Origin of the sequence: Rossellomorea aquimaris (assembly GCF_000935355.1) — a bacterium.
Classification (GTDB): Bacteria; Bacillota; Bacilli; order Bacillales; family Bacillaceae_B; genus Rossellomorea; species Rossellomorea aquimaris_B.
In genome coordinates, this window is the sequence record NZ_JXZC01000010.1 from 1 (window position 1) to 25,447 (window position 25,447).

Below are 25,447 nucleotides of genomic sequence, written 5' to 3' on the forward strand. Positions count from 1 at the left end.
TACACAATTATATGGACTTAATCTAGAGTAGCAGCCCGATTGCGTCGTTTGTGGATTAATTGCGTCAAAATCATTGATGATTGCGTCGTTTTTCAGGTTTTTGCGTCAAAAAGGACCTTAATTGCGTCGCTTTCGGATTTATTGCGTCTTTCACCAATAAAATCCAGCTAACCAGATCTAATTCACACATCCAATCTAAAAAGCTGGGCCCCATACGGAGTCCAGCCTATCTTTTATCCCAAAAACTTCTCATTCCGATCAACGACCCTCTGATAATACATTTCATACATTCCATACTCTTCCCCTTGAAGGGCACTGCTGTAAAATTCGCCGCTGAACCCTTTCAACGACTGCAGGAACCTGAGCATCACATCTTGAATCGATAACTCGACGCCAAGCAGCTCCGATAAAGAAGCCATCACTTCAGGATCAATAACAGGAAATGTGAACTTCGTCTTTCCATTCTTCAACCCGGTTTCATAAAAACGCTGGATCAGCCTCGCCCGTTCAGAACCGCTTCCATTGACGCAGAGGTACACCTGTACGGCTACTCCATTCCTGATTCTGCGCTGGGAAATACCCGCAAACTTCTGATCATTGATACTTAAATCATAGCTGCCGGGACAGTACGATTGGGTGATCTCCTTCGCTTCGATTTCTACGTCAAAGTCCTTGAACATATCCTCAACCAGTAACCACATTGCATCGTAGCCACGATTAATATCAATCCCTTTTTCAGAATCGGGGAAAACCAATGATAGATTCAATACTCCTTCATCCAATACAACCGCAAGGCCTCCGGAATTTCTTACAATATATTGATAGCCTTCTTCTTCCAAGACCTTCAAGGCATCTGAAAGAAACGGCAGCTTTGTATCCTGAATGCCCAGTACGACCGTTTGATGGTGAACCCATGAGCGTGCCGTTGGGTCGGACTGTCCCGCTCCAATCACCGTGCACAACGTATCATCCATGGCAAACGACTGCAGGGCTCCAAACAACGGTCCTAAACTTGATTGATCAATCACTCTCCATCTATCTTGACGAAGCAGTGCATATGCTTTTTCCTTATCCATAACGCTTCTCCTTCACTCACAACATGCGAGCTCATTATATCATATAATGAGGGGGTTGCTGAAAAGGGGTTGGACAATCCAAGGGGCTATTCATTTCTTACTCTACTGGTGCCTGGCACCGATTGAAGGCACCCCTGAACCACAGACCCACAAAAAAACCGAACCCCCTTAAGGATCCGGCTCAAATCATCTATATCATTACAGCGCCTGAGCAGCAGTAATCAAAGCCAATTTATATACGTCTTCCTCGTTACACCCACGGGATAAGTCGTTCACGGGTGCGTTCAGTCCTTGAAGGATCGGTCCGACTGCTTCGAAGTTTCCTAGGCGTTGGGCGATTTTGTACCCGATGTTTCCTGCTTCGAGGCTTGGGAATACAAATACGTTGGCATTACCCTGGATATCTGCACCAGGTGCTTTTTTCTCTGCTACAGATGGGACAAAGGCAGCGTCGAATTGGAATTCACCATCGACCGTCAGTTCCGGTGCTTTTTCTTTTGCTACAGAAACGGCTTCAACCACTTTTTCTGTTTCCGGTGATTTAGCCGAACCTTTTGTAGAGAAGCTTAGCATTGCTACGCGTGGGTCGATGTCAAACATTTCAGCTGTTTTCGCACTTTCAATCGCGATTTCAGCAAGATCCTGGCTGTCAGGAGAAATGTTGATCGCACAGTCAGCGAATACATATTTCTCCTCTTCACGAACCATGATGAACACACCGGAAGTTTTGCGGACGCCTTCTTTTGTTTTGATGATCTGAAGAGCAGGGCGAACCGTATCAGCTGTTGAATGAGCTGCTCCACTTACTAGGCCGTGCGCCTGGCCTGTGTAAACAAGCATCGTTCCGAAATAGTTTCCGTCTAATAGGATTTTCTTCGCATCTTCTTCTGATGCCTTTCCTTTACGACGCTCTACGAATGCCTTCACAAGCTCGTCCATTCCAGGGAATGATGCCGGGTCGACAACGTCACAACCGTCAAGCTTCACACCCAGTTGATCCGCTTTGGCATTTACTTCATCCACGTTTCCGACTACGATAGGTGTTAAAATGCCGTCAGCCGCTAAACGGGACGCTGCTGCCAGAATGCGTTCATCTGTACCTTCAGGGAAAACGATTTTTAACTCTTTGCCTTTTACTTTATCTGTTAGTGTTGTAAATAAGTTGCTCAATAGAGGAACCTCCTTGATTTATACATATCCAATCTTAGAATACTCTTCTCATATAGGAATTCAAGGAAAAGGAGAAATGATATCGGTTTCACCATAAAAGTCTTTGTTTTCTAACAATTCCCGTTCTCCTTTACCCATTCCTCATCAACGTTAAGCCTATGTAACAATCTACGAAGATAGTGTGTTCCAGAAATCCCTCGCCTATCCAACATTTGTGCCATTTTATCGACATTGGGTTTTGTATTCTTACTCTAAGGTCAAACTATGATATAGTAAAGTTGGAAAAAGTACTTTAAGGAGTGATTACGTTGGCAGAACCGGCACAAACATTAGATGGTTGGTATTCCCTGCATGATTTTCGCGCGATGGATTGGACTACCTGGAAGATGCTTCCGAGTGAAGAAAGAGCCTCGGCGATTGCAGAATTCCACCGTTTCTTAGATAAGTTAAACAGCACTCAAGACGCGAAAGAAGGAAGTCATGCTCTTTACACCATCGTTGGTCAAAAAGCAGACTTCATGTTCATGATCCTTCGTCCTACTATGGAAGAATTAAATGAGCTGGAAAATGAATTCAACAAGCTGAAAATCGCTGAATTCACGATCCCGACATTCTCTTATGTTTCTGTTGTGGAACTTGGTAACTACATGCCTTCTGAAGGCGACCCTTATGAGAACCCATATGTACAGGAACGTATCTATCCGATCCTCCCGAAAGCGAACCATATCTGCTTCTACCCGATGGACAAGCGTCGCCAAGGGAACGATAACTGGTATATGCTGCCTATGGAGGAGCGTCGTGACATGATGAGAAGTCATGGAATGATCGGTCGTCAATACGCAGGAAAAGTAAAACAGATCATTACGGGTTCTGTTGGTTTTGATGATTATGAGTGGGGTGTTACCTTATTTGCTGATGACGTGCTTCAATTCAAAAAGCTTGTATACGAAATGCGTTTTGATGAAGTAAGCGCACGCTACGGCGAATTCGGTACCTTCTACGTAGGAAATCTATTAAAAGAAGAAGCGATTTCAAAATTCCTTCACGTGAACTAAATACACTCTAAACGACAAGCTCCTGAGGCTTGTCGTTTTTTTATAACATTATGTCCCCTCATATCCCTATCCACTTTCCAAAAACAAACGAATATATTTTTCTCCCCCCACATAGACATGAAATAGTGAGACATATAGCATCTCCTAAAGTGAGGTGGGAATATGGGAGTTATTCCTTATAACGAAAAGGAAGTGAAACTTCTGGCTCGATTGATGAGGGCTGAAGCAGAAGGAGAAGGACAGCTAGGCATGTTGATGGTAGGGAATGTCGGGGTGAACCGGGTACGATCCGATTGCCTTGACTTCAAGAAATTAGCTTCTCTTCAAGACATGGTGTTTCAGAGTCCCGGTGGATTCGAGGCCACCCAAAAAGGTTACTTCTATCAACGGGCACGACAAAAGGAAATCGATTTAGCAAGAAAGACCATTAAAGGAAGCAGATATCACCCTGCCCAATTCTCTCTATGGTTCTTCAAACCGGGAGGCGACTGTCCTCCTCAATGGTATAACCAGGCAAACTCAGGGCGATTCAAGTCCCACTGCTTCTATCAACCCACTAAAGGTGATTGTCCAAAAGTATTTTAACTTTATTTTAAGGAGGTATTCGGTTTGGCGAATCAACAATCAAACCCGTATATGCAAGGGTATAATCAATCAGCATATAATCCATATGGTCAGTATTACGGTGGAGGGCAAGGGCAAGGGCAGGGTCAATATTATCCCCAGCAGCAAGGTGGCGGCGGTCTACAGGTACCTCAACCGATGAATACACAGGCTCCCTCTCAAAATGTTCAAGGGATGCTTCCGATAGAAGAATCGTATATCGAGAATATTCTCAGGTTGAATAAAGGAAAAGTAGCGACTGTGTATACTACATTCGAAAACAATACGGAATGGAATGCAAAGATTTTCAAAGGAATCATTGAAGCAGCTGGCCGGGATCATCTTATCCTGAGTGATCCACAAACCGGGACCCGGTACCTCATTCCAATGATTTATTTAGACTATATTACATTTGATGAAGAAATTGAATATGAATATCCGTTTGGGGCAGGAGGCTCTATGCAAGGCTATTCACAACGATAAAAAAATACCCTGTAAGGAAATCACTTTCCTTACAGGGTATTTCCATTTTATAATGTTTTCGCTGCAAACATGATCAGAAGCACCCATGCAACCAAGAAGCTTACGCCACCAAGAGGCGTGATCGCTCCAAGTACCTTAATTCCGGAAAGGCTAAGTACATACAGGCTTCCTGAGAATAAAATCGTTCCGATCAGCATCAACCATCCAGACCAGGACAGTAACGATGTTGGTGTCACATTCCCCATCAGGACCCCGACGATGATGATTCCGATGGCGTGGAACATTTGATACAGGACTCCGGTATTCCATGTGTCGATATACTTCTGGGAGATCTTCCCTTCCAATGCATGGGCACCGAATGCTCCTAAAGCGACAGATAAAAAGGCGTTGATTGCTCCAATGATAATGAATGTTTTCATAATGGCCCTCCTGCTCCTTCTTTTACTTAATGATTAAAAATCGAATAAAGAATTCCCATTCGCTCCGTCATCCGTTTCCAAAGGCTCTTCTTTCTGAATGGAAACAGGCTTCTGACTCGGCTGGGATTCTTGAAAATAAGGCATCGTTTGCTGGGTCTGAAACGGAGTTGGTGCAGAAACCGCCCCATGGTTTTCCTCCAATAATACCTCGCATAAAGCCTTTATTGAATACACATGTTCACGAATTTGCTGTGACTTTTCCGCTGATTTCGCCTTTCCGAGTTCATGTTCTATTTTCTTTATTAATGATTGATGTGGGATATTCACGATTGATGACTCCTTTCACAAGTCTTCCCGTATATATTATCTCTTTGCATACAGTATGTACTCCCTCTTTAGAACCTACATCATTATCCTAATTCTAAATGAAGGATTTCGCAAATGTCTTCATCCCTGTTTAGGCTTGAATTTCATACAGGGACTCCCCGAGGATTGAAAGACCACCATGGAAGGCATGGCTTTCGTTTTGAACCCGTAGCCTCTGCAACCCCGGGGATGTGCCTGCTCCCAGGTTGTATAGAAATAATGACATTGAAAACAGTTGATCCGCTTCTCATTTTTCACTTGGCGTCCCCTCCCTCTATAAAATAAACCCCTCCATTTACGAGGGGCTGTCCATTGTTTCACGTGAAACATCCGGTTACTCGATACACCAGTCAATCTCTTTTATCCCTTGTTCCCGCAGGAACCCGTTTGTTTTTGAATATGGTTTACTTCCAAAGAAACCCCGGTGTGCAGATAATGGACTCGGATGAGGAGCCGTCACAATATGGTGCTTAGAAGAATCAATGAATGACTGCTTCGCTTGGGCGGGTTTCCCCCATAAAATAAACACCATCGGCTTCTCCCTTTCATTCAGGATCGAGATGACGTGATCCGTGAATCGTTCCCATCCTTTCCCGCGGTGGGAGTGCGCCTTCCCATCCTGTACGGTTAAGACGGTATTTAATAAGAGGACGCCTTGCTCTGCCCATTTCACCAGGGATCCGTGGGCAGGAATCGGACATCCGATATCATCCTGAAGCTCTTTATACATATTTCGTAATGACGGAGGAATCTTGACTCCTTTTTTGACAGAAAAACTTAAACCTTCTGCCTGATTGGGCCCATGATATGGATCTTGCCCAAGCAATACCACCTTTACATCTTCGTAAGGTGTGTAGTGAAAAGCATTGAAGATATCATGCATAGAAGGATATGTCGTGTTCGCCTCATATTCCCCTTTCAGCCATCCTCTCAAGGTCTGATAGTATTCCATCTGAAGCTCATCTTCCAGAATGTCTGCCCAATCGTTGTGAAAAATCGTCTTCATTGTTAGACATCCTTTCTAGTCTTGATACTGAATCGTAATGTCATAGCCCAATTGTTCAAAGAAACCCTTCAGTGATTTCTCAGCGTTTTTCTCTGCGGCTTGAAGCAATCCCTGCTCAACCGCTTCCTGACTGATTTGATCCTTTGCCACTTCCGCCAGGGCAAACCCTTCATTCCAGTCCACATCATTCCTGAAAATCCCTTCTACCGAAAAGGTCTTGATGTTCTCGGAATCAATAGACGGATCTTGCAGAATCTCAGCCCGGGGCAGGGTTAACTGTATTTCCTTCTTCTCTTCATCGACTACTATATCGTCTTTATCGATTCCCTGTAAATCAACACCTGCCAGCACGGTTCCAGGAACAACCATCAGAAGCTTTCGTTTTGTCCCCGGAAGATCTGTATTGATGTCTTTCCCGAATAATTGATTATCCTCCTGCTCGATCACTGCCTTTACAAACCCTTGAGCCGTCGCCAATGAACTCATCTCTTGGATCCGCTCTACAAACGACCCCTTCTCTTCTGTAAAGGTGGAGCCGGATAACCACGAATAGACCCCAATGGATACACCTCCTACTAGTAGGATGAAAAGAAGGAGAATCAACAACACTCTATTCTTCCAAAAGGACAGAACGGATGTTGTTAATTTCAAAGCCGGCATATGTCTACTGCTTCTATTTTCAATCGCCAATGAGGCACTGGATTCTCTCTCATTCGCTTTCAAATCTGCTAAAATCGCTTCAATTTCTTGTATCTTCTTATATTTATTTGTCAAATGCTTCACCTTCCTCTCTTCTATTATAGGAAATAATGTAGAATCTTGGAAACAATTATTCTCTCAAAATCATTTCTATATTATGGAAAGTTTGATTTTGCCACAACCGGGAAAAGAAGGAACAAGACATTAAATTAATACACGGAGGTATCGATCATGTATAAAGTTCAAACTGCTGAAAATGTTGTAGAAGCGAAAAGAGAAATTGAAATGTTTACAAGTGAAGGTTACTCTAAAGATGAAATCTATGTGTTCGCACATGACAAGCATCGTTCTGAACACATTACCGAGGCGACCCATACGGAATCCACCGGTATTAAAGAACAAGGAATCATTGAGTCCATGGGTAATCTATTCAATAGCCGCGGAGATGAATTACGTTCGAAAATGAAGTCCGTGGGGATGAACCAGGCAGAAGCAGATGCCTATGAAGAAGAACTGGATAAAGGAAAACTTGTCATCGTCGCTTCCAAAGAAGCAACAAATAATAATGCGAAACCATTCTAAGTTTTAACCATCCACTCAATTCCAAAAGACGCCAGGGGAAATCATTCCCGGCGTCTTTTTTTGTAATAGCCAAAAGGATTTGTATTTAGCTGCAGGTTATTATATTCTTTAGTCAGACTTTTACATTTATAGCGAAGTTACATTTCATAGGAGGAATGCAACCATGACATTGAAAAAAACCCTTACGATCGCCGGATCCGATACAAGCGGTGGAGCCGGGATCCAAGCAGATCTTAAAACATTCCAGGAGCATGGCGTGTATGGCATGACAGCCCTTACAACGGTTGTGACGATGGATCCGAACAACCATTGGCACCACCAAGTTCACCCATTATCCATCGATACACTGGAAGCACAATTGGAAACCGTCCTTTCTGTCGGAATTGATGCAATGAAAACAGGAATGCTCGGTACTGTCGAAATCATCGAGCTTGCAGCGAAGAAAATGGATGCATTCGGTTTAGATAAAGTCGTCATCGATCCTGTAATGGTATGTAAGGGGGAAGATGAAGTATTAAACCCTGAAACAACAGATGCCATGAGAGAGCATTTGCTCAAGCGTGCCACTGTGGTAACCCCAAACCTATTCGAAGCAGGTCAGCTTGCCGGGTCAGGGCCGATCAAAACCATTGATGAAATGAAGGAAGCAGCCAAGAAAATTCACGACCTTGGAGCGAAAAATGTTGTCATCAAGGGTGGAAAACAATTACAACACGACAAAGCTCTTGATCTATTCTATGACGGGAACGAATTCACTCTGCTAGAAGAAGAAAAAGTAGAAACGACGTATAACCACGGAGCAGGCTGTACATTCGCAGCAGCCATCACATCAAACCTTGCAAATGGACAAGACGTGAAAGAAGCAGTACAAAACGCGAAAACCTTCGTTACAGCAGCCATCAAACACGGATTCAAACTCAATGAATACGTAGGTCCAGTCATGCATGGGGCTTACAATCGATTTGAAAAATAATATGTATCGGTGCCAGGCACGAAAGAAAGATTTCGTGCCTGGCATTTTTTTAGAGGGACGGACCTCTACTGTTAATTCCCCTCTCTCCTCCTCAATCATACTTTTCGCAATCACTCATGAATTTTAGTAAGATAGTACATAATGGTTAAGAGTCTTTTCTGTATCTAAGGAGGAAAAAGAATGGAACCGATCAGGATTGCCGATGTCCAGGGGATCATTACTCAACTTGCCCGTCAGGACGTTTATATACATTTAGAAACCACCAACGGAGCTTATGCTTCTCACTTTAATGAGGGCTTCTTTTCCGCTGGAGCCTATATCCGCAACGCGAAAGTCAACTATGAACACGGGAAAATCATTGGGGACGGACCTTACCGTGTCGGTTTAAAAATCGAAATCGGCTGGATCTATGCTGAAGGACTGACTCATTATGAGTTGGATGAACAAGGTCGCCTGTTACTTGCAGGACACGGTGCCGACGGGAAACTGGCCGTTGCCCTTGAAATCAGCCCGACACCTTTCAAATAAACGATATGAACCAAATTTAAAAGGAGAGGTCAAAATGGAAAAAGAAAGACAAGTACTTGTCATCTTTCCACATCCCGATGATGAAGCATTTGGCGTATCAGGTACCATTTCCACCCATGTGAAAAACGAAACGCCCGTTACTTATGCCTGCCTTACGTTAGGGGAAATGGGAAGAAACTTAGGAAACCCACCTTTCGCAACAAGAGAATCGCTTCCAGAGATTCGCAAAAAAGAGTTACAAAAAGCGGCCGATGTGATGGGGATTCAGGATTTACGCATGATGGGATACCGGGATAAAACCCTGGAATTTGAAAATGATGAGAAACTTTCAAACATGGTGACAGAGTTAATTGAAGAATTAAATCCATCTCTTATCATCACGTTCTATCCGGACTATTCTGTTCATCCCGATCATGAAGCAACAGCAAGAGCGGTGGTCCGTGCCGTTCGACGCTTGCCAAAAGAATCAAGACCTAAGCTTCACTGCCTTGCTTTCTCAAAGGATTGTGAACAAGAATTAGGGAAGCCTGATATCCTTGTAGATATCACACCTGTTAAAGATCAAAAAATCGGTGCCATGAAGGCTCATATCTCTCAAACAGCGTGGATGCTGAAGGATTTGGAGAAGGGCATTCAACAAAATGACCCTGAAGCCTTAAAATGGGTGACAGTGGAACGATTCTGGAGTTACCAATGGGAAAATGACACAGTAAAATAATGATGATGAAAAGAGTTTGGGCTTTGCTCAAGCTCTTTTTTTGTTGTTCTCTTCTATGGAGTAATTTTTACGAATAGAATAGTTATAACTAATTAGTGAGTGATTACTCACTTTACATTTCCTCCAACATACTTTATATTAAGAGTGAGTAATCACTCATTATTTCTGAAAGGTGTGATTCAATTGAATTCCATCATCCAATTGAACGGGCTGTCTAAATCATTCGGCTCCCAAGAAGTATTAAAAAACGTATCTCTCAACATCCAAAGTGGGGATATCTATGGTTTGTTAGGACCCTCTGGTTCAGGGAAAACAACTTTGATCAAACTTATGATCGGTCTCGAAACACCGTCAACCGGGAGTGTAACCTTCAAAGGGAACAAGCTGAAAGCAAAAGAGCTGTACCCAACCATCGGATATATGGCCCAATCAGATGCCCTCTATGATGAGCTGACAGCGAAGGAAAATTTATCTTTCATGGCATCTCTTTATGGATTAAAAAAAGCGAAACGGAACGAGCAAATTGAAAAAGTGATGACTACCGTCGATCTGCTGGCTCACCTTCATAAGCCTGTACACCAGTATTCTGGAGGCATGAAAAGAAGGTTGTCCCTTGCCATTGCCCTCTTACATGATCCCGAGGTTTTATTTTTGGATGAGCCGACCGTCGGGATTGATCCCGTTTTAAGAAAGGAAATATGGGATAGCTTTCACCGTCTTAAGGAAGAAGGCAGAACCCTTATCATTACAACACATGTGATGGATGAAGCAGAACGATGTGACCGATTGGGCCTCCTGCAGCATGGAGAAATCATTTCAAGTGATACGCCTGATGCCATTAAAGAAACGTATGGGGTGTCTTCGATTGAAGATGTATTCTTGAAAAACGGAGGTGTTTCCATTGAGAATTAGAGGTTTTGTCATTCGGATTCTTCAACAACTACTAAGGGATAAACGAACATTGGCCTTGATGTTTCTAGCTCCTCTGTTGATTCTGAGTATGTTGTCCCTCGTATTTAACTCTGATGATTACGATGCCAAGGTGGCGATACTGGATCTGCCGCAGCAGCTTGAAGCAAAGGTCGATACGAGTGATTTTGAAACCTATTCAGGTACGGATAAAGCGTTAAGCGATATTAAAAATGGCAAGTTGGACGGCTATATTTCATTCGATGATCCATCCAGTCCTTCCATTGTCATTGAAGGAAGTGACCCCACTGTCAACGGGGCTGTGATGAAGAAGGTTCAAACGTTGTTTCCCTCCGACTCTCAAAAACTATCAGATCAGATAGAGTTTGTGTACGGAAGCAAGGACATGGAGATGTTTGACTCCTTTGGACCTGTTCTACTTGGATTTTTCGTTTTCTTCTTTGTGTTTTTGATCAGCGGGGTATCTTTCTTGAGAGAAAGAACCACTGGTACACTCGAAAGGTTGCTTGCTTCACCGATCAAGATTTGGGAGATGGTCGCAAGCTACGTGATTGGATTTGGCATCGTCACCCTTTTACAGGCATCCTTGATTTCCTGGTATTCGATTTACGTATTGGACATGATGATGAAAGGGAGCTTTTTCAATCTGTTAATCATCATTGTCTCCCTATCGTTTACCGCTCTTACATTAGGAATATTGCTATCTGCTTTTGCCAAGAATGAATTACAGATGATGCAGTTCATTCCCATAGTTGTCGTACCGCAAATCTTCTTCTCAGGACTGTTTAACCTGGATACGATTTCTGAATGGCTAAGCTGGATTGGACCGATCACCCCTCTTTATTACGCAGCGGACGCATTGAGAGATGTGATGATACGGGGCTTTGGCTTCGAAGACCTGCTCCTTAACCTATCCGTGCTTATTGGATTTTCTTTACTCTTTATTGTTCTTAATGTTGCAGCCCTCAGAAAATACCGTAAAATATAGGGTGAGAAACGACAAGTTAGGGGTTTAAGCATGTTAGAAGATAATAATCTATTCAAGCATCTATTTGACCAAGAGGAAACACTGACGGAGAAACAGCAGAAAATAGTAGAAGCAGCCATTGAAATGTTTGCTGAAAAAGGCTATGCCTCCACCTCTACCAGCCAAATTGCCAAAAAAGCCGGCGTCGCAGAAGGAACCATCTTCAGGCACTATAAAACGAAGAAGGACCTGCTTCTTTCCATCGTATCTCCCACGATGGCGAAACTGATTGCTCCTTTTGTGATCCGGGATATTAATAAAGTGTTAGATGCGAAGTATGATCGGTACGAGGATTTCCTTAAAGCCATGATCCTTAACCGACAGGAATTTTTAAAAGAGAACATGACGGCATTCAAGATTTTAATACAGGAAATCCCTTTTCATCCGGAATTAAAAGAACAATTCAAAGAGCATATCGCTGATAAAGTGTTCGGGAAATTTGTCCGGCTCGTCGATCATTATAAGGAAAAAGGACAAATAATAGACTTGCCTTCTCCGGCTGTCGTTCGCTTTTCAGCCACCAGTATCTTCGGATTGCTCCTGGTCCGCTACCTCTTCCTTCCCGAAGAAGATTGGGATGATGAGAAGGAAATCGAGATGACGGTGCAGATGATTGTGAATGGGATCGGGAAGGGATAAATGTGTGGTAAGAGCTCCGAATAATCGATTTGGAGCTCTTTTTTTGGTTAGAAAACGGGAATCAGGACTGAAGTAGCCATTTGAGAGCTTGACTTAACCTCTCTGATACTTATCTGGAGGAGTTTATTTTCAAATCCAAGGCATTTATTTTCAAATTTCCGATTTTATTTTCAATTTTCAATGATTTATTTTCAAATCCAGGATTTTATTTTCAAAACTCCCTGAATAACTTACCTATCCATTCGTTTCCCCCCTGCCCCAAACGGGTAAAACCTACTATACATCACAAGGAGGTAGAACCATGAGTTTTCTTTTCCACGAAAATACTTTGAAAGAACAACATATTCTCATCACTGGTGCAACGGGCGGCATTGGATACGAGACGGCGAAAGTGGCAGTGCAGGCAGGAGCCAAAGTGACGATCACAGGCAGAAATGAAGAAAAGCTGGAGCAACTAAAGAATGACTGTCAGGACCCAAAACGGGTGTTTATGTACAAGGCGGATCTTACGGGCGCACAGGACCTGGAGCAGCTGCTATCATCCGCAATCGAAGAACATGGTCCCATCACAGGGCTCGTCAACTCTGCCGGAATAGGCGGTGGTGATATGGTAGAGAAGCTATCAGAAGAAGATGCCAGAAAGATCATGGAGTTAAACTATTTCTCATTGGTACGACTCTCACAGGCCGTTTATAATCAAATGAAGGATAAGATGAAAGGCTCCATCGTCAACATCTCCTCCCTTTCAGGATTGAGAGGAACTCACGGTAACAGTGCGTATAGTGCATCAAAGTTTGCGGTTACCGGTTTTACACAGGCATTTGCCACTGAAGCGATCGAAAACAATATTCGAGTGAATGCCATTTGCCCGGGTTATGTAGATACGGAAATGGGACGAAACGCCATCAAATCAAAAGGCGAACGAGAAGGCAGGAGCTACGAGGAGCAATTAGAGATCGCGAAAGACAGTATCCCTTCTGGACGATTGACCTCACCGAACGAGGTGGCGAATACGATTGTGTATCTATTGAGTGATGCCGCCGTGAACATTGTTGGAGAGTCGGTGAAGATTTCAGGAGGCAGCGTGATGCGTTGATAAACCTTTACAGAACACCGTTCAAACACGAACGGTGTTCCCTCATTAAGTTAATAAGTGGTTAAAAAGTAAAATTTAGTGCATTCATCACTTACACCATTCAGTAAAATGTGGTTTAATAAATAGTACTATGGAACGATAATTTAGAAGAAGGTTGTGGAATCGACCCCTTCCGCTTCTTTATAAAGTAAAAGCAGAGAGATCTTTCTCCTCTTTTTTTTACTTCAAAATCGAACATACGTTCTATTGGTGGTGAAAAAATGGATTCGTTAATTAGTGAATTTTATCGTCATTATCCTCATCTCAAACATAATAAAGCTGTTGATTCCTTTATCAGTCAATCGGAAAATCAGAAATTAATAGAAGATTTTTTACGTCAGCCCAGTGCGCGTAAGGAAGAACATTTAAACGAAGCCTTTAAGGCACATTACTTTGATATCCGGTTCACCTCATACGTCAGTTCGTCCCTCTATTTTCACAGTGTGAACTTTGACAAGCATGTTAGGAAATATAGTGAACGCCACCCTTTGACCCTTGATAACAAAGTCGATCAAGACGAAGGCGGATCTTTTATTGATCTTGTGCCCGACCCTGCAGAAATGCCCCCTTTCGCAAACTACTCGACTTTAACAGACTGCCTGGAGAATGAAGAATTGCTACAGGCTTATGAAGCGTTAACGGACAAACAAAAGCATATCCTCGACTTAGCTTACGTTCAGGAATTAAATGATACTGAAATATCAAGAATTCTTGGCATATCACAACAGGCTGTTTCGAAAACCCATCGAAAAGCGTTAAGCACTTTAAAATCAATCTTGGATAAAGGAGAATCATAAAGCATGGGAATATTATATGACCTTGTAAAAGAAGCCCAATGCAACACAGAATATGAAACGAACGTCATCCAGACCTTCGAACCGAAGATAAAGAAATCATTGTATTTAACCAGGGTAGAAAATAGAGATGATCTTGAACAAGAATTAAAGATTAAGGTGATACGATTTGTCAGGGACTATTCATTAGAGAATGTACCGGGATTATTTGATTTAAATAAACAATAAAAAAGGACAAGCACCCACAAAACCTGTGGGTACTTGTCCTTTTTCAATGCTTGATCTATTTCTATTCTCTCTAAAGCAAACACTCTCGCTGTAATCAACCGTACTCGCTTTTTAAAACATTCACGAAAAAAGCTTTTTATAAAACTTCCTGCTCCAGGTTGTCATTTCTCCCTCCACTTCTTCTTTATAGAGTGTAAGGCAAACAAAACAGAGTGAGAGAGATTGGGATGGTCTTTCTCACTCTTCATCCCTTATTGCCACAAACATACAAAGGGAGCGATGATCAATGAATTGGACAAGAACATTACGACAAGGTGATTCAGGCAGCGATGTAAAGGAACTTCAGATCCGGGTGGCAGGATGGGCAGCAAGTTCTCCTTCCAAAACATATGTGTCGGTGGATGGCGCATTCGGACCGGGAACGGAAGCGGCCGTCAAACGATTCCAAAGTGCGTACGGTCTTTCAGCTGACGGAATCGCAGGACCGCAAACACATAGCAAATTGAATGCCCTTGAAGCAAGCGACGGCTCGACGATCAACTTTGCTTTCAGTGAATTCTATTCGAAGGACGGAAGCGGCTTCTCGGGAGGAAATGTCGGCTCTACTCAAGTTAGGGAAAATGTACGACGATTAATGTACAAGCTTGAAGCTCTACGTAAAAAATTGGGGAACCCGCCTGTTGTGATCAATTCCGGATTCAGAAGCATCACTCATAACCGGAATGTCGGCGGTGCCTCTAATAGTATGCACACTTACGGAATCGCAGCTGATGTTGATCCGTCAGGGAAAACGCCTACTCAAGTGGCTGAAATCGCCAAAACATGCGGCTTTAGCGGGATTATTAAATATACAACATTCGTTCATGTGGATAGCCGTATCGAGTATCCTTATGGTTCTCAATCATTTTACTGGGCTTAAGGAAGGGGGAAATAAGATTATGCCAATCATTGTACTTGATCCAGGTCACGGGGGAACAGACCCAGGCGCTATTGGAAACGGACTGCAGGAGAAGGATCTCACGCTGGATATCGGTTTAAAGGTTCAGAAGGTTTTGGAAGACAACTTTATAGTGGCCGTTCGTTTAACAAGAGAAACGGATGTATATGCAGGATTATCAGAGCGAGCGGATTATGCGAATGGACTAGGCGCCGCTTACTTTGTATCTCTTCACCATAATGCAGGTGGCGGTACAGGGTTTGAAAGTTTTATTTACCCAGGTTCAGCAGCTTCTGAAACGGGAAGACGACAAGATGTCCTCCATGGGGAGATGATGAATTTTTACTCAACATATGGATTAAGAGACCGTGGACAAAAGGAAGCGAACTTCTCTGTCTTAAGAGAAACGGCCATGCCTGCTATTTTGCTGGAGAATCTCTTTATCGACAGCGTGAATGATACGAATCTTTTAAAAGACCCAATCTTTCTTACTGGATTAGCCAATGCCATTGCAGCTGGAATAGCAAAAGCACTTAACCTCGAATCGTAACAAAACGCAGGCTGGCTCAGGCCGGCTTGCACCTAAGGAGGAGTTTCAATGGATTAATCCGTATTTGTTCAATTACTAGGAAACTTCGGATTTCCCATTGCCGTCACACTCTTTTTATTAGTGAAACTGGAAAAGAAGTTGGAGCAACTCGAATTGGCCATCCACTCCCTATCTAAAGCGTATAGTAAAAACGAGAAATAGTTGAAGCTGGAGGATACGTAATTTGATCAAATTAGTATGGGGATTCATCGCTATATTGCTAAGCTGCTCGGGAATGACTCTCCTGTTAGTGAATAACAACTATTGGGTTGCATTGGTTCTACTTTCCCTGGGCATCATCTTACTTAACATGAGAGACACACATGTAAAAGGTTGAGCCTTGATGCTCAACCTTTTTTCTATACCGCTGAAGCTGGATATCAGTCACTTCCGTAAATCAAAAGAAGGTTTCATTTTTTTTATTTTCCCAAAGCGTATAGGACAATCCTGAGTCCGGGAAGCCTTAAAGTAAGGAGGCGATGTATATATGAATACATTTGAAGTTTTATCTCTGATGCTCAGCTTTGGGATGTTTGTGATCGCTATTCTAAAATATAAAGACAATGATGAGAATAAGAATTCATAAACACGCTGAAGAGCGTGTTATTTTTTTGCAAAGAAAAAACCTTCCTTTGCTCAACGCAAAAGAAGGTTTCATATCTCTATTCTTCAATCTTAAGCGAATTCACATCCACTTCATACAATTTATCATCATTTTCACGGGGAATTCCACGGCCATCTGTGTTATTTGAGACAAAGTAAAGGGTATCCCCATCCACAAATACATCGCGAATCCTGCCGAAACCTGTAAGCAAGTCAGATACCTTCCTGGTTTCGATGTCGAATCTCTTCACACTTTGACCAGCGAGAGATGCAAACACTAAGTCCTCATTCCAAAAATCCGCTCCTGACGGGGCCCATGAAGGTTCGCCGGAGTGAACGAGGGGCGATACCAAGGAATCCCCTTTCTCATCCCCTGTAATCTTTGGCCAGCCATAATTGTTGCCGGCTTCAATACGATTCACTTCATCATATCCATTTGGTCCATGTTCCGTTGCATATAGCTCCCCGGCTTCGTTCCATGCGAGTCCCTGAGGATTGCGATGGCCGTAACTGTAAACGTATGAATCCTTAAATGGATTGTCGTCCGGTATTCCCCCATCCTGATTCATCCGAAGAATTTTTCCGCCAAGAAAGGAGAGATCCTGTGCCTTGTCCTGTTGAGTGGCGTCCCCTGCCGTAATGTAGAGCTTGTGATCCGGCCCGATTTCAAGTCTTCCCCCGTGGTGGTATTGACCGCTTGGGATTCGGTCGAGCAGGACTTTTTCCTCGCTCCACCCGTTTTCCTTTCGTTGTAATACCACTACCCGGTTATAAGCGTCTCCTGATTCATCATACGTATAGTAGGCATAAGCCTGCTGATTCGCCTTGAAGTCCGGGTGAAGCACAAATCCCAGTAGTCCCGCTTCAGGACGCTTCGACAACGGTTTTGAAAGGTTGGTTTTCACAACGGATTTTTTTCCATCCCTTATTTCAACAATATCGCCAGTTCTTTGGGTGAGGTAGAAATCATCTCCGAGTTTATTTATCGACCAGGGAATGGAGAGGTCCTGGGCGATCACGTTGCTTTCGACACTCGGTTTGCTGACGGATTCACTTTCTTCCTGCTGTACATCCGGCTGTCCCATTGAGCAGGCACTGAGTAACAAGCTAAGACCAATGACAAATAAGAACCAACTGCGATTTTTTCGGTTTCTCAATTTCTCAGCTCCCATATTCTCTTTTTTACCAGTATGGACAAGGGGAGATGTTCTCATTACTTTGCTGTCTGTTGAAGAGCCTCCTGAATCGCTTTTGCGACACCGTCCTCACGGTTGGTTGCGGTTGAGTAAGGACAGAATTCTTTAACTTGATCCAGGGCATTGCCCATGGCAACCGGTCTCCCAACTACTTTCATCATGGATAGGTCATTGAGGTTATCACCCATGGCCATTGCATGTTTGACTGAAAGCCCTTTGTCATTCAGGAGTTTTTCCAAAGCGACACCTTTTTGAGCTTCGAGACTATTCACTTCAATATTTTCTTTACCAGATGAGCTGATCGCGATGCCAGCTATTTCATGTAATTTTTCGTTCGCTTCTGTTAATTGCTTTTCATCAAAAGAGAAAACAAGAAATTTGTAAACAAGTTGAGAAGAATCCTCGAAAAGGATCCCATAATCGTCTACCAATTTAATATGACCTTTTTCAAAACGTTCTTTTGCTGCCTGCCTCACTTGCTGTTCCGACACATTTGGATTGGCTGTTGTAAAAATGTCGACGATCAGCTCGATGCCCATTTCATAGTTTTCGGTGTACGTTCCTTGATCTGTGTATATTTCAAAGTAAATACCTGTCTGGTTTAGTGCAGCGGCAATTTCTTTCGCCCGTACTGATTCAATACCGGCCTGATAAACGATTTCACCATTCTGATTTCGAACCTCGGCACCGTTGGCACAAATAATATCACATGAGATGCCGGCTTCCTTTATGACATATCTGGCTTCTTCATACGATCTTCCTGTGGCAACAATCACTTCTACTCCTCTTTGCTGAGCGTCCAGTATGGCTTGTTTGTTGGCCTCACTGATCTCTTGATTTTCGTTTAAAAGGGTTCCATCCATATCTGTTGCAATACATGTAATCATAAGTAGACACCTTTCTACGTTTAAGTATTCTTAATTTAGCCATTGTATCATGAAATATTTATCCTCTTGTACTGATGTACCTTACTCTTAACAAAATTAATACATGCGGAGTAATTTTCTGTTAATTCACTTAATTGAAAGGGTTTTCACGTACAATTATAGAAGAATAGAAAGGGTGTGTATTAAATAAGGGGGATTATGAATTGAAAGCACTTATATCATTATCGAACAAGATTATGCAACGCTATCTGCCTGATCCATTTTTATTTGTTGTCATTTTAACGTTGGTTGTGTTCGGGTTTGGGCTTATTTTCACTGAAAGTTCGAGTCTTGAGATGGTTCAGTATTGGGGCAACGGCTTCTGGAGCCTGCTTGCCTTTTCCATGCAGATGGTTCTCGTGCTTGTTACAGGGTATGTACTGGCAAGCAGTCCACTGTTTAAGCGGTTCCTTGGCTTCCTGGCATCATTTGCGAAGTCACCCGGTTCCGCGATTGTCATCGTTACCATCGTTTCCATGATTGCAAGCTGGATCAACTGGGGCTTTGGGCTGGTCATTGGGGCATTATTTGCGAAAGAGCTTGCCAAACGGGTGAAAGGTGTCGATTATCGATTGCTGATTGCCAGTGCCTATTCTGGATTCGTTGTCTGGCATGCAGGTTTCTCAGGTTCCATTCCGTTATCCATCGCGACTGCAGATCATCCTTTCCAGGATATGATCGGTGTCATCTCCACGAGTGAAACCATATTCGCTACGTTCAATGTATTGATTGTCTTAGCACTATTTATTGTTCTCCCCATCATAAACAGAATGCTGATGCCTTCTAAAGAAGAGACGGTAACTGTGGATCCGGAGCTCTTTAATGAGACAGCTGCCACTCTTGAAAAAGGGGCGTTAACACCTGCTGAGCGTCTGGAAAACAGTATGGTTTTATCGATTATTGCTGCCGTTCTCGGGATTGCGTTCTTATTTTCATACTTTATTCAAAATGGTTTCGCCCTGAATTTAGATATCGTCAATTTTTTATTCTTATTCCTGGGCATTCTCTTTCACGGGACCCCTAAACGCTTCCTTGCGGCTGTTCAAGAAGCGATCAAGGGAGCGAGCGGGATTGTCATTCAATTCCCTTTCTATGCTGGAATCATGGGGATGATGACGGCATCGGGTCTGGCTGTCGTCATGTCTGAAGCCTTTGTATCGATTTCAAATGATGTGACCTTTTACTTCTTCGCTTTCCTCAGCGCCGGGATTGTGAATTTCTTTGTCCCTTCAGGAGGAGGACAATGGGCCGTCCAAGCTCCTATTATGCTTGATGCGGCTCAAACCCTTGATGCTTCTGTAGCAAAGACTGCCATGGCCGTGGCGTGGGGCGACGCCTGGACAAACCTGATCCAGCCGTTCTGGGCATTGCCTGCTCTGGCAATTGCGGGATTAAAGGCAAAGGATATTATGGGATACTGTGTAATCATCCTTGTCGTTAGTGGAGTCGTCATTTCATTGGGATTATTATTCTTATAATATAACAGTCACATGCGCCTTGAACCGTTCCTCCTATGGTGAGACAGTTCTAGGCGCTTTTTTTATGATGAAAATAAAAAGCTGACCTCCTGTGAGACCAGCCGTTATGTATGACAGTTCATTATGTTCTATATTCGCTTACATTCTATCGAACATTTTCTCTTCTTTCCAGCTCCCCTTCTAACATCTCAATAAATTCTTCTTCCAACCCTTCTTCTTGTGCTAATTGGTAGACATTAGCCAATTGTTCTTCCGTAAGTTTCGTTAAAGATGTCATCAATTACAACTCCTGACTAACAAAGGTATGAATTCCTAATACCCTTTTAATCAATACATAAACCTAATTATCATAATATTTAATTATTTTTTAACTATAATATCCCAGATTTAACTCTATGAAAATAAATAAATGAAATGTTTTTCAGCTTATAATTGAAATTTTTAAAAATTTTAGTAAAATAGAGAGGTACTAAAAGATAGCGCTTTCTTTTTTGTATACATTATTTACAAGATCGATCATTCGGCATTTCATGTTTCACATTCACACCTTTTGGGAAAAACAGCTAGGTAATGCATAATCTCCCTACTTGGAACTTCCTATGGACAAATTTATATGTATGCATTAAAATGAATAATGTTTCATTTTCCGTTATAACTACATCTGAGGTGAATTTATGAATCGACAACATCGCTTTACATTAACAAGTCATTTACGATTTATCATTCCTTCCCTATTGGGAATTTTTCTTTTTATGGTGCCGATTCCACAGGAGGACGGAATCACGATACCGATTGCGGTTCTTTCAGGGCTATTACAGGACTGGATCGGGAGTTATATACCTGCGATCATGACGGGACTAATCATCCTTACTGTATTGGGAACATTGATCACAAAGCTCTTACATCCAGCCTTCATTGAAAAATCACCGTTTTTCACAAGTCTATTCGATGTAAGGCCTGTATGGGTTTTTGTCAGAGTCCTTGGTGCTGTGTTTGCAATCATGACGCTATTCAAATTAGGACCTGAATGGGTATGGTCTGACGCAACGGGTGGACTCCTATTAAACCCGGATGGACTTCTCACCATTCTTTTCTCTGTATTTTTATTTGCCGGACTTTTTCTACCTTTATTATTGAATTTCGGTCTACTTGAATTATTCGGTGCTCTCTTAACAAAAGTGATGCGTCCTGTATTCGGTCTGCCAGGGCGATCCTCCATCGATTGTTTAGCTTCCTGGTTGGGAGACGGGACGATCGGGGTACTGCTGACAAGCAAACAATATGAGGAAGGCTATTACACCAAGAAGGAAGCAGCCATCATCGGTACAACCTTCTCCGTTGTATCCATTACCTTTAGTTTAGTCGTCATTTCAGAGGTTGGTCTTGGAGACTATTTCATTCCTTTCTATCTTACAGTGGCTCTTTCAGGGATTATTGCCGCAATTGTATTGCCACGAATCCCGCCTCTATCCCGTAAGCCTGACACTTACTATAATGGACAAGAAGGCAAGAACACGATGGAGGTCATTCCTGAAGGCTACAGCCGCGTTGGGTATGGATATGAGCAAGCCCTTGTTCAAGCGAAAAACAACAATAGTACTTCTAAATTTTTCACTGATGGCATGAAGAATGTGTTGGATATGTGGATGGGTGTAGCACCAATTGTTATGGCGATCGGTACAACGGCACTTATCGTAGCGGAAAACACGAAGTTCTTTGAATATATCGGTATGCCGCTTATTCCATTACTGGAGCTTTTACAAATTCCAGAAGCAGCAGAAGCGTCTCAATCAATCCTTGTCGGTTTTGCAGACATGTTCCTTCCAGCCATCTTCGGATCTGGAATTGAAAGTGATTTAACGAGGTTCGTCATTGCTTGTTTATCTGTGACACAATTAATCTACATGTCAGAAGTGGGTGGGTTATTACTAGGTTCAAAGATTCCTGTTGATTTCAAGGACTTAGTGATCATCTTCTTACAGCGTACATTCTTGACTTTACTTTTCATTGTGGCGATTGCTCATATGATTTTTTAATGGATGAATGAAACCCAGGTTCAGATTTGAACCTGGGTTTTTTATTTCCTTTGTTACTATTAAACTTTTCAGTCACTCGCTTACCGCTGTTTTCACCCATTTGCTTTGCATAAAATGAGTGTAAGTGTTAAAAAATCGTGGACCGTTCCTTTCCGCTCCAGGCAATTGCTTTCCGCGGGGAGGAAGTCGAGCCTCCTCGGGCTTTGCCCTGTGGGGTCTCGACTTTTCCTCTATTTCCCGCAGGAGTCAATTGCCTTCCGCTACAATCCACTCTGTGCTTCTACCTTCATACTGCTCATATAAATGATTAGATGATAAACAAACTATCAAACAAACCCTTTTGTTTAACCTCTATTAAACATTAATCTTTTACAAAACAGTCTTTATTTACATGCAGTTATCCCTTTTTTCAATCTTCATAGTTAATCCACCTTTAGGTCTTAACGAAATGAGGGGGTGACATTCCACCTTCTGACTATCAGGCATTTTGAACGTGAAGCGCTGTACGAATAAAGCAGCAATGATCAATGCTTCTTGTATGGCAAAGTGATTGCCAATACAGACTCTGGGTCCTCCTCCAAATGGAAAATAGGCATAGGGCGGAGTCTTTTTGGCATGTGCTTCTAGAAATCTCTCAGGATCAAATGTTAAAGGATCAGGGAAATACTTCTCATTTCTATGCATCAGGTATGGTGACACAAGGACGTTCTCACCTTCTTTGATAAGGTGAGGACCAATCATGACATCTTTAACAGCGATTCTTCCAAACATCCAAACGGGAGGATACAAGCGTAGTGTTTCCTGAAGAGCTTGCCGCGTATAATGGAGGTGCGAGAGATGCCCACTACTTAATTCATCGGTTCCTACTACTCTATCGACTTCTTCATAAACTTGTTCTTTCACCTTCTTATCGCACTCAAGCGCATAGAAGAACCAGGAAAGGAGATTCGCTGTCGTTTCATGGCCAGCCACAAAGACGGTCATTACTTCGTCCATGAGCTGGTTTCTGGACATACTATTGCCTTCCTCATCCCTGGCATGAAGTAAGGCGTGAAGTAAATCCTCTTTCCCATCCCGATGATACTCTTTTTGATGGATGATCTCCTCCACCACACGCTTTAATTCTTGAATGGATGTCTTATATTGCTTCACCTCAGCAGTCGGCCAAGATAGCGGTGGCTTAAGGAAGGAGCGTATTCGTTTTGTTGCAGTCTCCATAATGGTTTCAAGGCGCACACCAACTTTCTGATGGCCATCTCTAACATCCATATTAAACATGGTTTTCGTAATGACCGCCAGGGTAACCTCCATCATATCCTTGGAGATGTCCCTGGAACAGTTCATCTCCCAGCTCTCCATCATAGAAGAAGCAGACTCGATCATTTCAGTCGTATACTGCTGAATATGACGCGGGGTAAAATAAGGTTGAATCGTTTTTCTCTGTTTTGTATGTAGCGGCGACTCGCTCGTCACAAGTCCTTCTCCAATCAATAGGGACAGTTCCCTGAATTGCTTTGATTTATGAAAGGAATCTGACTGGGTGACGAGTACCTCTTTCACCAATGCTGGGCACATGAGTAAATGAACGGTTCGATTGGCAAAACGAAACTGAACTTTTTCTTCGTCTTTCTCTCCCATCTCTTCTAAAAACAGGAGGGGATCCTTCCGGAATTGTTCTAACTGGCCCAATGGATGAAAGGAATGGAGGACGGTTGGTTTTGTCATGATTCACATCTCCTTTATTTTTTGAATGCCAGCAAATGACTATGTCCAGTCGAGCAAGCCTGTATGGACGTTCCTTTCATCCTATTCGTGTACTTTTCCATTCATTAATCCTTTTTCATCCGCTCCCTAACTGCTCCGACTATGGACATTTCCGAGCATGAAGTCCTTCTTCAATGCCTGCACAGCCTTCTTCCGTCCCCTAGAACATGTTTGCATAGTAAAAGGCTGCATCAAGTTGAGGCAGCCTTTACTTTTACTTATTTTTCACCGGCAGTGTTACTTCCACCCTTGTTCCTTTTTTCACTTCTGATTCAATGAGTATAGACCCTTTATGGTCTTCAATGATCTTTTGACTAATGGTCAGCCCGAGCCCCATTCCTTTTTCTTTCAAGGTGAAGAACGGCTCTCCCAGTCTCTTTAGACGATCAGAGGGAATCCCAACCCCTTGATCTTGTATTGCAATAACGATCGTATCGTTCAATACCTTCCAATCGACATGGATTTCTCCTTCATCCATTGATTCAATCGCATTTTTAATAATATTAATAAAGACCTGCACGCATTGATTCTTATCTCCAAATACCCAAATCGGAGAGGATGGCACTTCAACATTTAAGGTGATTCCTTTAAGGATCGCTTCATGTCCCATTACCTTGATCACATAATTAAGGACTTCACTCATATCAAAGTGTCGGTATTCCCTCATTTGAGGTTTAGATAAAATGAGCAGCTCTCCGACGATTTGATTGATACGATCCATCTCGGAGGACATGACGGTAAGATAGTGGTCGGGTACATGCTCATTCTCTTCCAGCAGTTGAATGAAGCCCTTGATGCTTGTAAGGGGATTCCGGATTTCATGGGCGATTCCTGCCGCAAGCTCTCCGACCACAGACAGCTTCTCTTTTCTTAATAGCATCTCTTCTGCTATTTTCTGCTGTGAAATATCCCTGCCAATGATGACTAACCCCTTTCTTGTGTGATTCGAGTGAAATAATGGGACTTTAATGACATCAAAGGTCTTGTATTCACCGTTCGGAAGGTAGAATCCCTCTTCACATCTCGTTACCTTTTCCGCTTTCCACGATTGTTCATCGGAGTCAATACAATAGTCGAAGGCGTCCTTAAAGAATGGAACGAGTTCACCCAGATCACGGTCTGTCTTTCCTTCATAATCGATTCCCTCAAGATTATACAGCTTACGACCAAATTGATTGACCTTTAACCAACGGCCTTCTCCATCCTTAAAGCATACAAAATCCGGCAGGGAATGAAGAAGAGTTGAAAGCTGGTTTTCTTCTTCCAATAATTTTTGATGCTCTGAAAGAAACGATTTCCCTTCTTTTATTGAGAGTGCGAGAACGGCTCCTCCCACAATGGTTGATAGAAGGGATGCAATCACATTCCATGGCTTATCCAGAATGAGTACAGCGATGAGCTGAAAGACAAATAGAGCCATGACAATCATTATTTTGTTGTAGAATGTGTGTTTCATTATGCTATTCTTTGTCTCTCTCATCCCGTCA

The 25,447-nt window shown here is 42.7% G+C and carries 30 protein-coding genes and 1 pseudogene; 20 read left to right on the forward strand and 11 right to left on the reverse strand.

The window, feature by feature from the left end:
• Nucleotides 1-233: 233 nt before the first annotated feature.
• Together TV75_RS17820 and pta are read right to left on the reverse strand one after the other, a co-directional pair.
• Nucleotides 234-1,076, reverse strand: a complete 843-nt coding sequence (locus tag TV75_RS17820) for a lipoate--protein ligase family protein (protein WP_044340164.1) — start codon at nt 1,074-1,076, stop codon at nt 234-236.
• Nucleotides 1,077-1,274: 198 nt separating this feature from the next.
• Nucleotides 1,275-2,246: a phosphate acetyltransferase gene (pta, locus tag TV75_RS17825; protein ID WP_044340165.1), complete on the reverse strand. Its 972-nt coding sequence runs from the start codon at nt 2,244-2,246 to the stop codon at nt 1,275-1,277.
• A 308-nt stretch (nt 2,247-2,554) separates the two neighbouring features.
• Here pta and hemQ point away from each other — a divergent pair, with 308 nt between their 5' ends.
• The 3 genes from hemQ (at nt 2,555) to gerQ (ending at nt 4,387) form a co-directional block, all read left to right on the forward strand.
• Nucleotides 2,555-3,301 carry a hydrogen peroxide-dependent heme synthase gene (gene hemQ / locus TV75_RS17830; RefSeq protein WP_044340166.1) on the forward strand — a complete coding sequence of 249 codons (747 nt, stop codon included), beginning with the start codon at nt 2,555-2,557 and terminating at the stop codon, nt 3,299-3,301.
• A 162-nt stretch (nt 3,302-3,463) separates the two neighbouring features.
• On the forward strand, nt 3,464-3,886 hold the full coding sequence (locus TV75_RS17835; RefSeq protein WP_044340167.1) for a cell wall hydrolase: 423 nt from the start codon (nt 3,464-3,466) through the stop codon (nt 3,884-3,886).
• A 51-nt stretch (nt 3,887-3,937) separates the two neighbouring features.
• The gene (gerQ, locus tag TV75_RS17840; protein WP_044340284.1) at nt 3,938-4,387 is read left to right on the forward strand and encodes a spore coat protein GerQ; all 450 of its coding nucleotides are present in this window, start codon (nt 3,938-3,940) and stop codon (nt 4,385-4,387) included.
• Nucleotides 4,388-4,434: 47 nt separating this feature from the next.
• Here gerQ and TV75_RS17845 read toward each other — a convergent pair whose 3' ends face one another.
• The 4 genes from TV75_RS17845 to TV75_RS17865 all read right to left on the reverse strand — a co-directional run bounded on the left by TV75_RS17845 (nt 4,435) and on the right by TV75_RS17865 (nt 6,961).
• On the reverse strand, nt 4,435-4,806 hold the full coding sequence (locus tag TV75_RS17845) for a DUF423 domain-containing protein (protein WP_044340168.1): 372 nt from the start codon (nt 4,804-4,806) through the stop codon (nt 4,435-4,437).
• A 33-nt stretch (nt 4,807-4,839) separates the two neighbouring features.
• Nucleotides 4,840-5,133, reverse strand: a complete 294-nt coding sequence (locus tag TV75_RS17850; protein ID WP_044340169.1) for a YwdI family protein — start codon at nt 5,131-5,133, stop codon at nt 4,840-4,842.
• Nucleotides 5,134-5,506: 373 nt separating this feature from the next.
• Nucleotides 5,507-6,178, reverse strand: coding sequence for a uracil-DNA glycosylase (locus TV75_RS17860; RefSeq protein ID WP_044340171.1), 672 nt, complete (start codon nt 6,176-6,178; stop codon nt 5,507-5,509).
• Nucleotides 6,179-6,193: 15 nt separating this feature from the next.
• Nucleotides 6,194-6,961: a DUF4230 domain-containing protein gene (locus tag TV75_RS17865; RefSeq protein ID WP_052504610.1), complete on the reverse strand. Its 768-nt coding sequence runs from the start codon at nt 6,959-6,961 to the stop codon at nt 6,194-6,196.
• A gap of 147 nt (nt 6,962-7,108) precedes the next feature.
• Between TV75_RS17865 and TV75_RS17870 the strand changes: the two genes are divergently transcribed.
• The 15 genes and pseudogenes from TV75_RS17870 to TV75_RS22410 all read left to right on the forward strand — a co-directional run bounded on the left by TV75_RS17870 (nt 7,109) and on the right by TV75_RS22410 (nt 16,543).
• On the forward strand, nt 7,109-7,459 hold the full coding sequence (locus tag TV75_RS17870) for a general stress protein (RefSeq protein WP_044340173.1): 351 nt from the start codon (nt 7,109-7,111) through the stop codon (nt 7,457-7,459).
• A gap of 163 nt (nt 7,460-7,622) precedes the next feature.
• Complete coding sequence (gene pdxK, locus TV75_RS17875; RefSeq protein WP_044340174.1) at nt 7,623-8,432, forward strand: pyridoxine/pyridoxal/pyridoxamine kinase; 810 nt, start codon at nt 7,623-7,625, stop codon at nt 8,430-8,432.
• Nucleotides 8,433-8,612: 180 nt separating this feature from the next.
• The gene (locus TV75_RS17880) at nt 8,613-8,960 is read left to right on the forward strand and encodes a YojF family protein (protein WP_044340175.1); all 348 of its coding nucleotides are present in this window, start codon (nt 8,613-8,615) and stop codon (nt 8,958-8,960) included.
• A gap of 34 nt (nt 8,961-8,994) precedes the next feature.
• Nucleotides 8,995-9,678, forward strand: coding sequence for a bacillithiol biosynthesis deacetylase BshB2 (bshB2, locus tag TV75_RS17885; protein ID WP_044340176.1), 684 nt, complete (start codon nt 8,995-8,997; stop codon nt 9,676-9,678).
• Nucleotides 9,679-9,861: 183 nt separating this feature from the next.
• A complete protein-coding gene (locus TV75_RS17890; RefSeq protein WP_044340177.1) occupies nt 9,862-10,590 on the forward strand; it encodes an ABC transporter ATP-binding protein in 729 nt (242 codons plus the stop codon).
• A complete protein-coding gene (locus TV75_RS17895) occupies nt 10,580-11,596 on the forward strand; it encodes an ABC transporter permease (RefSeq protein WP_044340178.1) in 1,017 nt (338 codons plus the stop codon). Before TV75_RS17890 ends, TV75_RS17895 begins: the two co-directional genes overlap by 11 nt.
• A gap of 30 nt (nt 11,597-11,626) precedes the next feature.
• Nucleotides 11,627-12,274, forward strand: a complete 648-nt coding sequence (locus TV75_RS17900) for a TetR/AcrR family transcriptional regulator (protein WP_044340179.1) — start codon at nt 11,627-11,629, stop codon at nt 12,272-12,274.
• 301 nt (nt 12,275-12,575) lie between these two features.
• Complete coding sequence (locus tag TV75_RS17905; protein WP_044340180.1) at nt 12,576-13,370, forward strand: SDR family NAD(P)-dependent oxidoreductase; 795 nt, start codon at nt 12,576-12,578, stop codon at nt 13,368-13,370.
• A 260-nt stretch (nt 13,371-13,630) separates the two neighbouring features.
• Nucleotides 13,631-14,206, forward strand: a complete 576-nt coding sequence (locus TV75_RS17910; RefSeq protein ID WP_044340181.1) for a sigma-70 family RNA polymerase sigma factor — start codon at nt 13,631-13,633, stop codon at nt 14,204-14,206.
• Between the two features lie 3 nt (nt 14,207-14,209).
• Nucleotides 14,210-14,431, forward strand: a complete 222-nt coding sequence (locus TV75_RS17915) for a hypothetical protein (RefSeq protein WP_044340182.1) — start codon at nt 14,210-14,212, stop codon at nt 14,429-14,431.
• Nucleotides 14,432-14,717: 286 nt separating this feature from the next.
• A complete protein-coding gene (locus TV75_RS17920) occupies nt 14,718-15,350 on the forward strand; it encodes a D-Ala-D-Ala carboxypeptidase family metallohydrolase (protein ID WP_052504611.1) in 633 nt (210 codons plus the stop codon).
• A 19-nt stretch (nt 15,351-15,369) separates the two neighbouring features.
• Entirely contained in the window at nt 15,370-15,918 is a 549-nt protein-coding gene (locus tag TV75_RS17925; protein ID WP_044340183.1) for an N-acetylmuramoyl-L-alanine amidase family protein, read from the forward strand.
• Nucleotides 15,919-16,002: 84 nt separating this feature from the next.
• Nucleotides 16,003-16,119, forward strand: a pseudogene (locus TV75_RS21630) (YvrJ family protein); the annotation flags it as partial.
• A 22-nt stretch (nt 16,120-16,141) separates the two neighbouring features.
• Nucleotides 16,142-16,294 (forward strand): hypothetical protein, encoded by a 153-nt coding sequence (locus TV75_RS21955; RefSeq protein ID WP_156142515.1) that lies wholly within the window; start codon nt 16,142-16,144, stop codon nt 16,292-16,294.
• Nucleotides 16,295-16,444: 150 nt separating this feature from the next.
• The gene (locus tag TV75_RS22410; RefSeq protein WP_220154059.1) at nt 16,445-16,543 is read left to right on the forward strand and encodes a putative holin-like toxin; all 99 of its coding nucleotides are present in this window, start codon (nt 16,445-16,447) and stop codon (nt 16,541-16,543) included.
• A 76-nt stretch (nt 16,544-16,619) separates the two neighbouring features.
• Here the strand turns inward: TV75_RS22410 and TV75_RS17930 are convergent, their stop codons facing one another.
• Together TV75_RS17930 and TV75_RS17935 are read right to left on the reverse strand one after the other, a co-directional pair.
• Complete coding sequence (locus TV75_RS17930) at nt 16,620-17,717, reverse strand: PQQ-dependent sugar dehydrogenase (protein WP_253275561.1); 1,098 nt, start codon at nt 17,715-17,717, stop codon at nt 16,620-16,622.
• Between the two features lie 56 nt (nt 17,718-17,773).
• Nucleotides 17,774-18,643, reverse strand: coding sequence for a Cof-type HAD-IIB family hydrolase (locus tag TV75_RS17935; RefSeq protein WP_044340184.1), 870 nt, complete (start codon nt 18,641-18,643; stop codon nt 17,774-17,776).
• Nucleotides 18,644-18,846: 203 nt separating this feature from the next.
• Between TV75_RS17935 and TV75_RS17940 the strand changes: the two genes are divergently transcribed.
• A complete protein-coding gene (locus tag TV75_RS17940; RefSeq protein ID WP_044340185.1) occupies nt 18,847-20,160 on the forward strand; it encodes a short-chain fatty acid transporter in 1,314 nt (437 codons plus the stop codon).
• Nucleotides 20,161-20,305: 145 nt separating this feature from the next.
• On the opposite strand, the gene sda is transcribed toward TV75_RS17940, so the two are convergent.
• Nucleotides 20,306-20,437, reverse strand: coding sequence for a sporulation histidine kinase inhibitor Sda (gene sda, locus TV75_RS21635; RefSeq protein ID WP_082051344.1), 132 nt, complete (start codon nt 20,435-20,437; stop codon nt 20,306-20,308).
• A gap of 397 nt (nt 20,438-20,834) precedes the next feature.
• Between sda and TV75_RS17945 the strand changes: the two genes are divergently transcribed.
• Nucleotides 20,835-22,196 carry a YjiH family protein gene (locus tag TV75_RS17945; RefSeq protein WP_044340186.1) on the forward strand — a complete coding sequence of 454 codons (1,362 nt, stop codon included), beginning with the start codon at nt 20,835-20,837 and terminating at the stop codon, nt 22,194-22,196.
• 387 nt (nt 22,197-22,583) lie between these two features.
• Here the strand turns inward: TV75_RS17945 and TV75_RS17950 are convergent, their stop codons facing one another.
• Both TV75_RS17950 and TV75_RS17955 read right to left on the reverse strand, forming a co-directional pair.
• Nucleotides 22,584-23,921 carry a cytochrome P450 gene (locus tag TV75_RS17950; RefSeq protein WP_044340187.1) on the reverse strand — a complete coding sequence of 446 codons (1,338 nt, stop codon included), beginning with the start codon at nt 23,919-23,921 and terminating at the stop codon, nt 22,584-22,586.
• A 253-nt stretch (nt 23,922-24,174) separates the two neighbouring features.
• Nucleotides 24,175-25,440 (reverse strand): ATP-binding protein, encoded by a 1,266-nt coding sequence (locus TV75_RS17955; RefSeq protein WP_253275562.1) that lies wholly within the window; start codon nt 25,438-25,440, stop codon nt 24,175-24,177.
• Nucleotides 25,441-25,447: the final 7 nt, after the last annotated feature.